This is a genomic window from Corynebacterium sp. MSK074 (genome assembly GCF_030229735.1).
Classification (GTDB): domain Bacteria; phylum Actinomycetota; class Actinomycetes; order Mycobacteriales; family Mycobacteriaceae; genus Corynebacterium.
Genome location: NZ_JASPIX010000001.1, coordinates 133,212 through 146,286, shown reverse-complemented (window position 1 = coordinate 146,286; position 13,075 = coordinate 133,212). Strand labels below are relative to the sequence as shown.

General features: G+C 58.5%; 10 protein-coding genes. All 10 read right to left on the bottom strand.

What is annotated here, in order from left to right; translation table 11 throughout:
* Positions 1–104 precede the first annotated feature (104 nt).
* On the bottom strand, positions 105–1,757 hold the full coding sequence (ffh, locus tag QP965_RS00665) for a signal recognition particle protein (RefSeq protein WP_284843809.1): 1,653 nt from the start codon (positions 1,755–1,757) through the stop codon (positions 105–107).
* A gap of 51 nt (positions 1,758–1,808) precedes the next feature.
* Positions 1,809–3,932, bottom strand: a complete 2,124-nt coding sequence (locus QP965_RS00660) for a [protein-PII] uridylyltransferase (RefSeq protein ID WP_284843808.1) — start codon at positions 3,930–3,932, stop codon at positions 1,809–1,811.
* Positions 3,933–3,938: 6 nt separating this feature from the next.
* The gene (locus QP965_RS00655) at positions 3,939–4,277 is read right to left on the bottom strand and encodes a P-II family nitrogen regulator (protein WP_005325265.1); all 339 of its coding nucleotides are present in this window, start codon (positions 4,275–4,277) and stop codon (positions 3,939–3,941) included.
* Positions 4,278–4,505: 228 nt separating this feature from the next.
* Positions 4,506–4,874, bottom strand: coding sequence for a Na+/H+ antiporter subunit G (locus QP965_RS00650; protein WP_239277421.1), 369 nt, complete (start codon positions 4,872–4,874; stop codon positions 4,506–4,508).
* A gap of 3 nt (positions 4,875–4,877) precedes the next feature.
* Positions 4,878–5,168 carry a cation:proton antiporter gene (locus QP965_RS00645; protein ID WP_239277420.1) on the bottom strand — a complete coding sequence of 97 codons (291 nt, stop codon included), beginning with the start codon at positions 5,166–5,168 and terminating at the stop codon, positions 4,878–4,880.
* The gene (locus tag QP965_RS00640; protein ID WP_239277418.1) at positions 5,165–5,698 is read right to left on the bottom strand and encodes a monovalent cation/H+ antiporter subunit E; all 534 of its coding nucleotides are present in this window, start codon (positions 5,696–5,698) and stop codon (positions 5,165–5,167) included. The genes QP965_RS00645 and QP965_RS00640 overlap by 4 nt, the downstream gene beginning before the upstream one ends.
* A complete protein-coding gene (locus QP965_RS00635; protein WP_284843807.1) occupies positions 5,699–7,240 on the bottom strand; it encodes a monovalent cation/H+ antiporter subunit D family protein in 1,542 nt (513 codons plus the stop codon). It lies immediately after the preceding gene.
* On the bottom strand, positions 7,240–7,716 hold the full coding sequence (locus QP965_RS00630; protein ID WP_284843806.1) for a sodium:proton antiporter: 477 nt from the start codon (positions 7,714–7,716) through the stop codon (positions 7,240–7,242). The genes QP965_RS00635 and QP965_RS00630 overlap by 1 nt, the downstream gene beginning before the upstream one ends.
* On the bottom strand, positions 7,716–10,694 hold the full coding sequence (locus tag QP965_RS00625) for a DUF4040 family protein (protein WP_284843805.1): 2,979 nt from the start codon (positions 10,692–10,694) through the stop codon (positions 7,716–7,718). The genes QP965_RS00630 and QP965_RS00625 overlap by 1 nt, the downstream gene beginning before the upstream one ends.
* Before the next feature lie 370 nt (positions 10,695–11,064).
* Positions 11,065–13,002 (bottom strand): signal recognition particle-docking protein FtsY, encoded by a 1,938-nt coding sequence (gene ftsY, locus QP965_RS00620; RefSeq protein ID WP_284843804.1) that lies wholly within the window; start codon positions 13,000–13,002, stop codon positions 11,065–11,067.
* Between the last annotated feature and the right edge of the window lie 73 nt (positions 13,003–13,075).

Sequence of the window (13,075 nt, the reverse complement as noted above, 5' to 3'; positions counted from 1 at the left end):
TTTCGCGAAGCCGGTTTAGGGGGGGCGTCGACAAACGCAAGCACAAAAAGGGGCTTCCGCGCGAATGCGGAAGCCCCTTTTGCTCTGGCTACGGGCCAGAAAGACTACTTTGTGCCCTTGCCAAAGTCCAGGTTGTCGAGGTCGATATTTTCCATTCCCTTCGGCATCTTTGGCATGCCGGGCATACCTGGCATGCCACCGCCACCGCCCATTTGCTGCTGGAGCTTTTGCAGCTCCTCCATGGATGGCATGCCGCCGCCACCGGGCATTCCTGGCATTCCGCCCATGCCCGGCATACCGCCCGGCATCTTCGGGCCGCGGTTGCCACCGCCGCCTTTGCCCTTCTTTCGCTTGCCATTCTTGCCCTTGCGGCCCTTGGGCTTCTTCTTGGTAGCGGAGCGACCGCCCATGCCGCCCATGCCGAATTGGCCGGCCATCTTGGACATCATCTTCTTAGCCTGGTTGAAGCGCTCAATGAGCTGGTTGACCTCGGAAACGCTTACACCAGAACCATTAGCAATGCGCTTGCGGCGCGATGCATTGAGAATCTTCGGATCCTCACGCTCCTGCGGCGTCATACCGCGAATGATCGCCTGGATGCGGTCCAGCTGCTTTTCATCCACCATGGCGGCCATTTCATTCATCTGCTTGCCGCCGGGCATCATCTTCAGCAAGTTGCCGATGGGGCCCATCTTGCGGATCATCAGCATCTGCTCAAGGAAGTCATTGAGCGTCAGCTCGCCAGAGCCCAGCTTAGTGGCTGCCTCTTCGGCCTTCTGGTGGTCTAGGGTTGCTTCAGCCTGCTCGATAAGGGAGAGCAAATCACCCATGCCCAGAATACGGCTGGACATGCGCTCTGGGTGGAAGACATCGAAATCATCGAGCTTCTCACCGGTAGAGGCGTACATGATGGGCTTGCCGGTGACCTCACGGATAGACAAGGCCGCACCACCACGGGCGTCACCATCCAGCTTGGTGAGAACGACGCCGGTAAAGTCCACGCCATCGCGGAAGGCCTCGGCCGTCTGCACGGCGTCCTGGCCGATCATGGAGTCGATGACAAAAAGGACTTCGTCCGGGTTGACGGCATCGCGGATATTGCGTGCCTGCGTCATCAGGGTCTCATCGATGCCCAAGCGGCCAGCGGTATCGATGATGACCACATCGTGCTGCTTCTGCTTGGCCTCAGCAATGCCCTGCTTGGCGACGTCCACCGGGTCCCCGTGCGAGGTACCCATTTCATGCTCATTGGAGTCCAGGGAGGTTCCCGGATCCGGTGCGAAGGTCGGCACCTCAGCGCGCTCGCCGACGATTTGCAGCTGCTGCACTGCGCCTGGGCGCTGCAAGTCACAGGCCACCAGCATCGGGGTGTGGCCCTGCTTAGCCAGGTGCTTGGCCAACTTACCGGCCAAGGTGGTTTTACCAGCACCCTGCAGGCCGGCGAGCATGATCACAGTCGGCGGGTTCTTAGCCAAGTTCAGGCGGCGAGTTTCGCCACCAAGGATCTCAATGAGCTCCTCATTGACGATCTTGACTACCTGCTGGGCTGGGTTGAGCGCCTCAGAAACTTCCGCGCCGCGGGCGCGTTCCTTGATGCGCTTGATAAAGCCACGGACGACGGTCAAAGACACGTCGGCTTCCAGCAGCGCGAGGCGGATCTCGCGGGCAGTGGCATTGATATCAGCCTCGGTCAGTTTGCCCTTACCGCGCAGGCCCGCCAGGGCTGACTGTAGGCGGTCTGATAGTGAGTCAAACACTACGGATGCGCTCCCTTTATTTAGATCGATCTAAAGTTCAACTATTCAATCTTAGTCCCTAGCCAGGGCCCTGGTCACATTCCCCACCACGGTAGCGCGAGAAACCTGCCCGGCGAGGTACACATTGACAATCATCGTCGCGCCCAAAATCTCATGGCGCAGCCACACAAAGTCCGGCAATGCCTCAACCAAGTGCCCTAAAGCGCCGATGCGCTCGACTGTCCGGATGACCAAAATGCCGCCCACATCGAATGCCGCAGTGGTCACCTCTCCAGTAATGGCCGGCAGCTCCGTATAAGTTCGTGAGTTATAGGACTGGATAAACCTTATCTCCTGCGCTGCTTCCTTTAGGGTCTGTTGCACCGTGCGGATGAAAAACTCCGCCTTATAGGCACCGTCCTCCTCGCGAACGATTTTCGCCCGCACGATGGTCCACCCCAGAGCCGATAACAAGGCAAAGATGCGCTTTAACTCTTCTTGCGAGGAACCGCACCACGACACACTAACTTCTTGGTCTTCCCAATCCACTTTGAGCGCAACGCCTTCGCTAGATAGCGGTACATGCACAGCAGGGCGGTCGAGAACACGTGGTTTGAGCGCCTCAAGTGCCCGCGCGACGATCAGCTTCTGTGCTTGCTCCACCCGCGGTGTCCACACGCCCGGCCCAGTCGATTGGGCATCCGCCTCAGCCAACACCGCTAACAGGGATATAGTCAGCTGATCATAATGCGCGGCAGCCAAGAGGGCGTCGCGAGCGGCATCGGAAGCTGGGTCCATCGTCGCTGCTAACCGCGCCAAGGTGGTATGTTCTGCCACCAGGGTTTGGGCGCGCGACCTATCGGCGACGCTCAGCCGCATACGGGCTGCCTGGCGGGTAATCATCTCCGCACCGACTTGGGCGTGGGGGCGCCCGTAGCCCTTGCCTATGTCATGGTAAAGCGCGGCCAGCAGCAATAAATCCGGACGAGCCACCGACGTACGCACCTGCGCGCACCGCGTTACCGTTGCGATGAGATGATGGTCCACTGCATTGACGTGGCTGCGCTCGCGGGGCAACAAGCCGCGCACATGCCCCCATTCTGGGACTAAGCGTTCCCATAAGCCATAGTGGTCCAAGTCCTGTATGACGCGCGGCGTGCATCGCGGGGAGGACAAAATAGCGAAGAAATCATCCACCGCTGCCCGCGGCCAGTGTGGCGGCAACTCGGGCAGGTCTTGGAGCTGGTGCCACGTGGTCTCTGCGATGATATATCCCGTGCGTGCCGCGGCAGCCGCCACGCGGGTGAGCAGCCACGGGTCCTCTACATTTGGATTGCGGGAAAGGAAAATGTTGCCGCCCTCGGACACCACGTCCACATCGAGCGGGCGGCGCCGGCCCCGGCCGGTCGCTGAAGCATTACGTCCTAGTACCCCACGGGCGGTTGCAAGGCCGCGCTCCACGGCCTTATTGACCGTGGCCGCAGCGCTGACCAAAGCTGCTGTCAAGGCATAACGGTTTTCAAACCCCAGGTCCGCGGCTACGTCCGCGGCGAACTCGGGGTCCAAGATATCCCGGTGGCGCCGGGCTGTGACGTGCAGGAGCGTGCGGGCGTCGAGAAGCAGCCGCTGCTCAATGTCTAAATCTGGAAAGTCGCACAGGTTGCCCAAAGCCATCGCGCGCAAGAGCTGAATATCGCGCAGTCCCCCGCGCCCGTTCTTCAGGTCCGGGTTCGTCATCGCTGCCACCGCGCCAGAGCGCTTCCACCGAGTAATCGCGGTATCCAAGAAATCATCAAAGCCGCGTTGCAGCTGGCGCCGCCACGCCGCGAGCAATTGTGCCCGCGCCTCATCCACCAGAACCTTGCGCCCTGCTACAAAGGCCAAATCCAACTGGGCAAAGCCGGCCGAGGCATCTTCGGCAGCAATCGCCCCGCACTCTTGTGGGGTGCGCAGGGCATAATCCAGGCGGTACTTGGCATCCCACACGGGGTACCACAGCTGCTCCACCAGGGCCGGATCTGGCTCGTGACCTTCCGGATAGATGAGGATGACATCAATATCCGAGTGCGGGGTCATCTCATTGCGCGCAAAGGATCCGGTGGCAGCGAGCGCGGTTCCAGGTGGAAGCTCGAGACTGCGCAATACACGAAGCGCCGAGGCATGGGCCTCGGCGCGAATCTGTGCGGCGGTATGCATGCGGGCTTAGAGTGCCGCCTCGCCGCGCTCGCCAGTGCGCACGCGAATAGCATCTTCAACTGGTGTTACCCACAGCTTGCCGTCGCCGATCTTGCCCGTGTAGGCAGCATCCACAATGGCGTTAATGATGTCTTCGACGTGGTCATCCGCCGCAACAACTTCCAGCTTGACCTTAGGCACAAAGTCAGTGGCGTATTCTGCCCCTCGGTATACCTCGCTGTGCCCACGTTGCTGCCCGAAGCCCTGGCTTTCTGTAACAGTGAGGCCGCGAACTTCCTGCTGCTCCAAAGCCTGGCGGATTTCCGGCAGGGTGAAGGGCTTAACGATGGCCGTGATGAGTTTCATTGTTACTCCTTGCTATCTCTTCGGGGCGGGTCTAGAGGCACCGAATAATGTGCACCCATTCTAGCCCGAGCACGGCAATTGCTGTGCAACTTTATCCACATTGCGAATCTAGGGCGCTGGTGGGTTCAGAAGACCCACTGTGCAACCGAAAAGCGACGAGCTCCTCTCCTCCCCCGCAGCTACGCGCAGGAGCAGAAAAGGCTCGCCGCCAGAAGGAGCTGGAAAAGACTAGATATCGTCTTCCTCTGCTTGTACGGTCTGAACTTCTTTATTGTTGTGCTTGGCGTGCTTGACGTCGGTGACGGTTACGCCATAGATGGAACGGCCCAGATAAAAGGAACCTACTGAGCCGATGATCCATACACCGAAGCAGGCGATCAGTGCCTGGATGAGCAGCCACAGCGAAAAGCCATCACGGCCAAAGTCCACTACTAGCTTAGCCACGATGATCAGCGGTACCGCAAGTCCCACGGTAGGGCCCAGCAGGTTGGCACGGGTCAAGGCATCGGGCGCTCGCCACAAAGACACCACCGTTGCGACCACCAAGAGGGTAGCGATGATAAGCAGGACCGAAGCGATAATTTCAGAAATGGCCATGGTTTATCGCCTGCCCTTCGAAATAATGCGGGCCATCGATAGCGTCGGTAGCACACCTGCCGCAATGGCTGCGAGGAGTGCAATGTAATACGCCATCGGGGCATTATTGGTCATCGACCAGGCTAAATACATGCAGATCATGCCGTAAAAAACGATGTCCGACGTAATGGCGCGGGTGAGCTCATCGCGCGTACGAAGCCCCAGCAGCACGCCGCACCACGTGGCGATGCCCATGATGAATACGCATACAAATACGACCCAGCCGAACGGGGACAATGTGGCAAAGTCAATCATCGCTCGGTCTCCTTTCTGCGTTGTACGTTGCGGGCGCGGCGCTTTGGCTTTTCGACGTCCGCTTCGCTTTCTGAAAGCGGAGTGTCCTCCGCCCGTGCCAAGTCAGGCGAGCGCATATAGCGTCCCACGGACTCGAGCGGGTACTCGTAGAACGCCTCATCCAATTCTGTAGTCTCCCCTTGACCCGGGACGCCGTAGTCGATGTCCTTAACCCGCGGGGCGAGGCGCTGTTCCATATCAGCCAGATCAGCGACGATTCCCGCTGGGTCGGATCCTTGGACGGCCTGTACCAGCACGATGCGCGGCAGCCCCTTGCGGGGCGGTTCACGCAAACCGAGCGAGAGCGTGCCCGGAGTTGCGGTAATGGAAGACGTAAACCAGAAGATCTCCCAGGCGCTAGTCACGCGCAGTGGGTAGCGAATGATAACCGGGTTGTATTCGGTATCGGGTTTGAAAGCCGCCAATGCCAAGCTAATGCCGGCGACGAAAATCTCCTTGATGAGCCACAATGCATACACAATTGCGTTCATTTAACGGCCCTCCTGGATGTCATCGATATTGGGAACGGCAATCGGCTCGTCACCCAAGACGGTTTCAGTATATGCGTTAGTGTCCAGCAGCTGCTCCGCTGCGGCATCCACAACATCGAGGACGATGCCGGAGAAGATGAACATGCACAGCGAACCAAGGATGAGAGCCGCGGATGGGGCCATGAGCTTTTTGCGGATGACCAATTCATCCGGGACCTTGTCCTCCGGCAGACCCTTGCCCCAGAAGACCTTGCGCCATACGCGCAGCATAGCCAAGAAGGCAGCGAAGGAAGCGATGATGATGGCCGCGATGGCAATCCAGGCCCAAGCACCGCCCACGCGGGCAATCTCGAAGACAATCATCAGCTTGCCCCACATGCCCGAGAACGGTGGGAAGCCCACGACGGAGAATGCACCGGCAGCGAAAATCCACGCGATGATGGGGTCGCGGCGAGCAAGGCCGGAAAGCTTGCTGAGCAAGCCTGTGCCGTAGGTTTCCTCAATGGCACCAGAGGCCAAAATCAGCGAACCAACGGTCAGCATGTGGTGAATCGTGTACATGATGCCAGCTGCCAGTGCGCGACGTGGGTCATCAGAGGTAAACGCAAGCATAACCAAAATGAATGGCATGCCGTTGAGCATCTGGTAGCCGAGGACGCGGCGGATGGAATTTTCCGCTAGGCCACCAAAGGCGCCGATCATCATGGAGATAATCATGATGACGATGATCAACACATTCCAGCGCTGTTCCAGATCGAATAGCTGCACGTAGAGCCGGTAGAGCATGTAGACGGCCACTTTGGTGTGTAAGCCGGAAAACAGGCCCATCACCGCGGCGGAGGTCCCTGGGTAGGTGCGCGGCAGCCACGACTGCACGGGGAACACGCCGGCCTTGGCGGTAATCGCGATGAGGATCAAGCCTGCTGCCACGGTCACCGGCCCATTGCCTGCCGCTGCGCCCTTCAGCGCGCCTAGGTTGACCGCACCGGTAACCGAATACATATAACCCACGCCAACAACCAACAAGGTAGAGGCGAAAAGGTTAACCAAGACGAAGGCACGGCCGGCTGCCAAACGCGACCACGTACCAGACATGGTGATAAGGCCGTAGGACGGCAGAAGCATGACCTCAATAAAGACGAAGAAGTTAAAGAGGTCGGCCGTGAGCAATGCACCGCACACACCGGTGATCAAAATCAGGGTAAGCGAAGGATAGTAGCGAGACTTAGTCTCCCCGCCCACAATGGCAAACCAGTTGGCACCAAACGCGACGATCATCGTAGTAATGATCATCAACGCGGAGAAGGCATCCGCCGCAAACGGAATACCCACATTGCCTTGGTAGAGGCCAACGGTGTGAGCTACTACCCCATTGTTCATGGTGTAGATGAGCAGGCCCAGGCCGGCGAAAATTCCAACACCCGGGATGATAAGCATGATGGAATCGCGTACCGCACGCCACGGTGCCAGCAGTGCGAAGGCCGCTGCAATCAGCGGGACCGCTGGAAATAGCGGAAGGAGTTGAGCTACAGCATCAGCCATTATTTGTCATCCTCCTTCTGTTCAGTTGCCCCGCGTTCTGCAACGGGAGTGTTGTGGTCCACCTGACCGATTCGGTCCAGCTGATTGGTGGACTCTTCCAAAATTTGGCGATTTTGGGCGTCTCGACCCAAGGTCGAAAAGGCATGGTCGATGGTGTTGTCATCAACCGGCTCCACCACGTCGGTGTCGTCGTTCTTGCCCATGGCCGCCATCGTCAACAAGATGGTCGAGGTTGCCATGGAAATAACAACGGCGGTCAGCACGAAGGCCTGCGGCAGCGGGTCGGCCATCTGATCGTGCGGAACCTGGGATGGGAAGGACTCTCCGCGATAGGAATACACGCCCGTAGCCAGCAGCATCAGGTTGGCACCGTGGCCAAAGGCCATCATGCCCAACACGATGCGTACCAGGCCGCGCTGCTGGATGAGATAGACAGCACTGCCGATGAGCAAAGCAATAGTCAATGCAAGGATCATTACTTCTCCCCTCCCCGGATAGCAGCGGAGCGCTTATTCTTCCTCTTCGTCTTTGCTTCCGAAGGCGTCAGCAAGGCCAACGGATCGGTCGAAGGGTTGATCGGGTCTGGGTACGGATCGTCGACGTCTTCAAGCGAAATTCGTGGAGTCGTCGGCAGCGCGGAATCATCATCATGAACCCATGGCAAGAATTCACGCTCCGTTCCTGGGCGCAGGTAGCCGCCCAATGCGTTAATCGCCATAGTCAACATACCCAGCACCGCTAAGTAGATGCCCAAGTCGAAGATGAGAGAGGTGGTCCAGTGTTGGCCAAAGGCTTCGGCATGGATTGCAGCCAGGAAGCCACCATTGCCAATGCCGTGGTGCAAGTAGCCTACAAAGCCGGCGATCAAGGCGGTGATGATGCCGATACCGGTCAGGCGAATCGGAGTCATGCGGCCGAAAACAATTTCATCAGAGCCACGGGACAGATAGATAAGCCCGATTGCTGCACCCATGATCAGCGCCGCGGGGAAGCCGCCGCCGGAGGCATTGTGCCCGCGGAAGAAAACGATGACGGACATAATGACCAACAGCGGGATGACAACGTGCACGCCCTTGCGCAATGGCACGGAGTTCAGCTGGGACTGGCCAAACGGCGCTGGGCGTGTACCCGACTTGAACGGGAATCGCGGCAACGTCGTAGTGATGGCTGCAATAACCACCGCAGCCATACCCAGAACGGAAAGCTCGCCCAAGGTATCGAGTGCACGGAACTCCACGATGATAGTAGCGACAACGTTGTCGCCGCCGGTGATGTCCGGAGCATTGTCCAGGTACCACATGGCCAAATCGGATCGCTCGTGTCGGCCCATGAGCCCCCACACGCCCAGGAACGCAGCCACACCGGCAAAGACCGCAATGACGATAGAGCCGGTCTTGCGGGATTTGTTCTTCACCGGCTGGAAGGTTTCTGGCAGGTAGCGCAGCACCATCATCATGACGATGACGGACAGGGCCTCCACCATAAACTGCGTCAGCGCTACGTCAGGTGCGCCAAGCAGGAACATCTGCAGGGTCACGCCCGAGCCGGCAATGCCAATCATGATGGCACCGGTCAAGCGGTTCTGGGTGCGCACCAGCCCAAACATCGCTAGGGCGATAATGCCCAGTGGCAGCAGGTCCCATGGGTTATCCAGACCATCCACCCGTGGCTGCAGTGCTACCCCGTCAACGCCATCGCGGATGAGAGTGGTAGCAGCCAGCACGATGATCAAAATGACAATCGGCAGCATGTGGCGGGATGGATTATGCGAGTCGGACATCTTGCCCAGGACGCGCCCCAACTGGGAGCAGCCCTTCATCAAGGAATACAGCAAATCATTGCCGCTGCGCGGAATGAACTCGTGAGCTTCAAAGCTTGCCCACATCTTCTTGCGGGCAAAGATACCGGCAATACCGAGGATGAGGACTACTAGCGAGATAAGGAAAGGAACGTTGAGCCCGTGCCAGAGGGCAAGGTGCGAATGATGCTCCAATCCCACGGCAGCCACTGCATCATCAATCGGGGCATCAAAGAGCCCGAGCACAAACACCAGTGGCAGGGACATAAAGCCCGGCAAAGCTGCGGGCAGCCACAGCGACACTGGGGCTTCATGGACATCTCCCATGTCGCGAGGTCCATCGAAGAAGGCACCGAAGACAATCTTTGCGGAGTAAGTAAAGGTAAAGAAGGCACCGATACCAGCAACGATGAGTAGGATTACCTGGCCCGCGCCGCCAATCGGGGCGTCCTCAAACGCGGTGAGCATTCCTTCCTTGGACACAAAGCCCAGAAGCGGTGGCACCGCAGCCATCGAGGCTGCACCAATTACTACGGAACCAAAAGTCCACGGCATCTTATTCCACAGTGGTCCAAGGCGGCGAATATCGCGCGACCCAGCCTCGTGGTCGATAACGCCAATGAGCATAAACAGCGAGGACTTAAACAGCGCGTGGGCCAGAGTATGGACCAACGCGGCGGCGATAGCGAACGGGGTGCCCACACCGATGGTGGCAACGATCCAACCCAGATGGGAGACGGTGGAATAGGCCGTAAGCTTCTTCAAATCCGTCTTCTGCACTGCAAATACCGCGGACATCACCGCGGTGCCCATGCCTACGACGATGAGCAACCAATTCCACACCGCCACATCGTGGAAGATGGTTGAAAAGCGAATAAGCAGGTACACACCGGCCTTGACCACTGCTGCTGCGTGAAGGAAGGCCGATACCGGGGTGGCGGCGGCCATAGCCTCTGGCAACCAGAAATGGAATGGGAACTGTGCCGCCTTAGTAAAGGCGGACACCGCAATCAACACTGCTACGGCTGCCGTTATCCCTGGGCGTTCCGTCCATACAGGGGACGCCAAGATATCAGAAACGGTAGTCGATCCGGTCACCGTCGCGGCAATACCCAAGCCGGTCAGCAGGGTCAATCCGCCAATGAAGGTCAGGATCAGTGTCCGCTGCGAACCAGCCTCGCCGCCGGAACCGGAGCGAGCAATCAACATAAACGAAGCCAAGGAGACTAGCTCCCAGGCAAGGAACAAAACCACCACGTCGTTGGCCAGAACCAGCAACAAGATGGACAGCGTGAACGCTGTCATCAAGGTATAAAAGCTGGTGTTGCCCTCATTCTTGGGCAGATAGGCCGCCGAATACGTGAAAACGACGGCGCCAATGACCAGCGCCAACATAGCGAAGAAGATGCTCAACGCGTCCCCGCGGAGAGCAAAACTTACGTCGACGCCTGGTGCGATGAAATCACGCACCCAAGTGGCGTGGAAACTTAATTCCTCCCCGGCTGCAATGGCAGGAAATTCCTTGGCGATAAGGACCGCTGCAATAAGAAAAAGGCCAGCTAGTGGATAGCCTGCCTTTCGGTCAATAACCTTTACGGTTACCGGTGCCAAGATCACTGCCAGCGCCGCGAGGAGGACTGCATAAAGTAGCGTCACGAAATACTTGCCTCACGAACCTTGATCTAGGTTTAATGCGAATTTCGCATTAAATACAGCCCTTTCAGGCTACCATTCTCGCCAAGGTCAAACCACATTGCAGCACTCCCCTACGCTTCATAAAAGGCAAGCACAACCGCCACAATTACGCTCACAAGCAGAGAATTCACAGGCGCTCAGCAGGACTTATTCCCGCGCCAATTGCATACGCTTTTTGCATAGTCTGTGAAAAGACGGAGAGATGAAAGCGAAAAGAATTCCCGAGACTGCTGCACGCTGCACCGAGACTATGAAAACGACAAGCCCCCCAGCACACCGTGGCGCACGTACGTGGCACCCGGTATGCAGGGGGGAGTTTCAAGGTTAGCTACTACTTCTCACCCAACAGGGCGTCGACGAAGCCTTCAACCTCGAATGGTGCGAGATCATCGGCGCCTTCGCCCAAGCCCACAAGCTTGACTGGAACACCCAATTCTTCTTGTACCTGGAAGACGATTCCGCCCTTGGCGGTGCCGTCCAGCTTGGTGAGAACCACACCGGTGATATCTACTACCTCGCGGAAGATTCGTGCCTGCGTAAGGCCATTTTGCCCCACCGTGGCATCCAATACCAGCAGGACCTCGTCCACATCGGTCTTCTTTTCTACCACGCGCTTGACCTTGCCTAGCTGGTCCATCAAGTCCGTGGAGGTATGGAGGCGGCCTGCGGTGTCGACCAAGACCACATCTACTTGCTGTTCCACGCCGGTTGCTACCGCATCGAAGGCTACCGATGCTGGGTCAGCGCCTTCCTTGCCGCGCACGGTATCGGCGCCAACGCGGCGGCCCCACGTCTCAAGCTGATCAGCGGCCGCAGCTCGGAAAGTATCGGCCGCGCCCAAAAGGACCTTGTGGCCCATGGCTACCAGCACGCGAGCAAGCTTGCCGGTGGTTGTGGTCTTGCCGGTGCCATTAACACCGACGACCATTACGATTGCTGGCTTGCCCTCATTCGGCATGGCCTTAATGGAGCGATCCATCTCTGGGTGGCCAGCTTCAATCAGGCATTCGCGCAGCATGGCACGTGCCTCATCCTCGCTGGAAACGCCGCGCTCAGCGATCTTCTCGCGCAGGGAATCGGTCACCTTCATCGTGGACTTGGTACCCAAATCCGCCATGATGAGCGTGTCTTCGACTTCCTCCCAGGCGTCTTCATCCAGATCGCCTGCGGACAAAATTCCCATGAGCCCCTGGCCGATGGCATTTTGCGAGCGCGAAAGGCGGCCACGCAAGCGGCCAAGACGCCCACCGGCGGGTGCAATATCATCCTGCGGAGCTGGCGCTGGAGCAGGTTCTCCCTCTGGAGCCTCGGTCTGTTCCTTGGCAGCTTCAGCTGCACCGGTTTGCGCCTCGGCAGCGGCTGCGGCTTCTTCGGCTTCCTCGCGGTCGTCCACCCGCTCCTCGATGTCTTCGGCATCATTGTCTTCAACAACCTCGTCGAAGACTGGGGACTCCTCTTCTACCTCAGCATTCTCCACGGAGACGACGTCTTCTGGATTTTCTGCCTTTTCAGCAGCTGCCGGCTCTTCTGTCTTGGGCGCAGCTTCTGGCTGCTCAGCCTTTTCTGGGGCACGGTCCGCGTGCGATTCTTCGCTTTCCGACGCCCCAGCTGCCGCACCCGCTACGCCTGCCGCGCCGGCAGTCGCCGCCGCGGCGGCAGCGCCAGTTCCCTTGGACTGTGTTTTGTCTGCCTTATCAGCGGAAGATTCTGCCGCTTGCTTCTTCTCCTCCGCTGGCGCTTGGGCCTGGGCCTGCTTAGAAGGCTCTGCCGGTTTGTCGGTCTTCGCCGGCTTCCCCTGCTGAGGTGCCGGCTTGGTTTCTGATTCCTCTGCCACAGGCTTGTCGGCCACGGGCTTGTTTGCCGTGACATCAGTCGTAGGCTGGGCAGGCTGTGGCTTATCAGCCTGCGGCTTAGCCTGTGCCTTCGGCTTTTCCTTCGACTGTGAGGTCTTGCCGCTGAGCTGCTCGTTGGCGATGTCAGTTGCGTTCGGCTCGGCCTTAGCTACCTGCTGTGCTTGAGCCGGCTTGTCCGCCTGAACCGGGGCTTTCTGCGCTTCCTTAGCGCCGCCAGCAGGAGCGAAGTTAAAGCCGGACTTGGCTTGATAGTTGCCGGACTTTTGCTCCTGGGTCAGCTGCTTCGGTTCTTCCTCAGCGGGCTTATCAAAGGACACCTTCTTGGCGTCGCCGCGCTTTTTGCCGATTACCACGAGAAGAATAATCAGCACGATCACGACGATCGCAATGCCGATCCATAACCATAAAGAATTCATGCCTCTATAGTGCCAGTCTTCTCAGCTCGCGGCACGCCAAACCCCCTCCTAACGCAGAAGAGGCCCTGCGGGA

Excerpts from the sequence above, each read along its gene's own strand:
- QP965_RS00660 (WP_284843808.1), bottom strand. The coding sequence starts at position 3,932 with ATGCATACCGCCGCACAGATTCGCGCCGAGGCCCATGCCTCGGCGCTT.
- QP965_RS00655 (WP_005325265.1), bottom strand. The coding sequence starts at position 4,277 with ATGAAACTCATCACGGCCATCGTTAAGCCCTTCACCCTGCCGGAAATC.
- QP965_RS00650 (WP_239277421.1), bottom strand. The coding sequence starts at position 4,874 with ATGGCCATTTCTGAAATTATCGCTTCGGTCCTGCTTATCATCGCTACC.
- QP965_RS00645 (WP_239277420.1), bottom strand. The coding sequence starts at position 5,168 with ATGATTGACTTTGCCACATTGTCCCCGTTCGGCTGGGTCGTATTTGTA.
- QP965_RS00640 (WP_239277418.1), bottom strand. The coding sequence starts at position 5,698 with ATGAACGCAATTGTGTATGCATTGTGGCTCATCAAGGAGATTTTCGTC.
- QP965_RS00635 (WP_284843807.1), bottom strand. The coding sequence starts at position 7,240 with ATGGCTGATGCTGTAGCTCAACTCCTTCCGCTATTTCCAGCGGTCCCG.
- QP965_RS00630 (WP_284843806.1), bottom strand. The coding sequence starts at position 7,716 with ATGATCCTTGCATTGACTATTGCTTTGCTCATCGGCAGTGCTGTCTAT.
- ftsY (WP_284843804.1), bottom strand. The coding sequence starts at position 13,002 with ATGAATTCTTTATGGTTATGGATCGGCATTGCGATCGTCGTGATCGTG.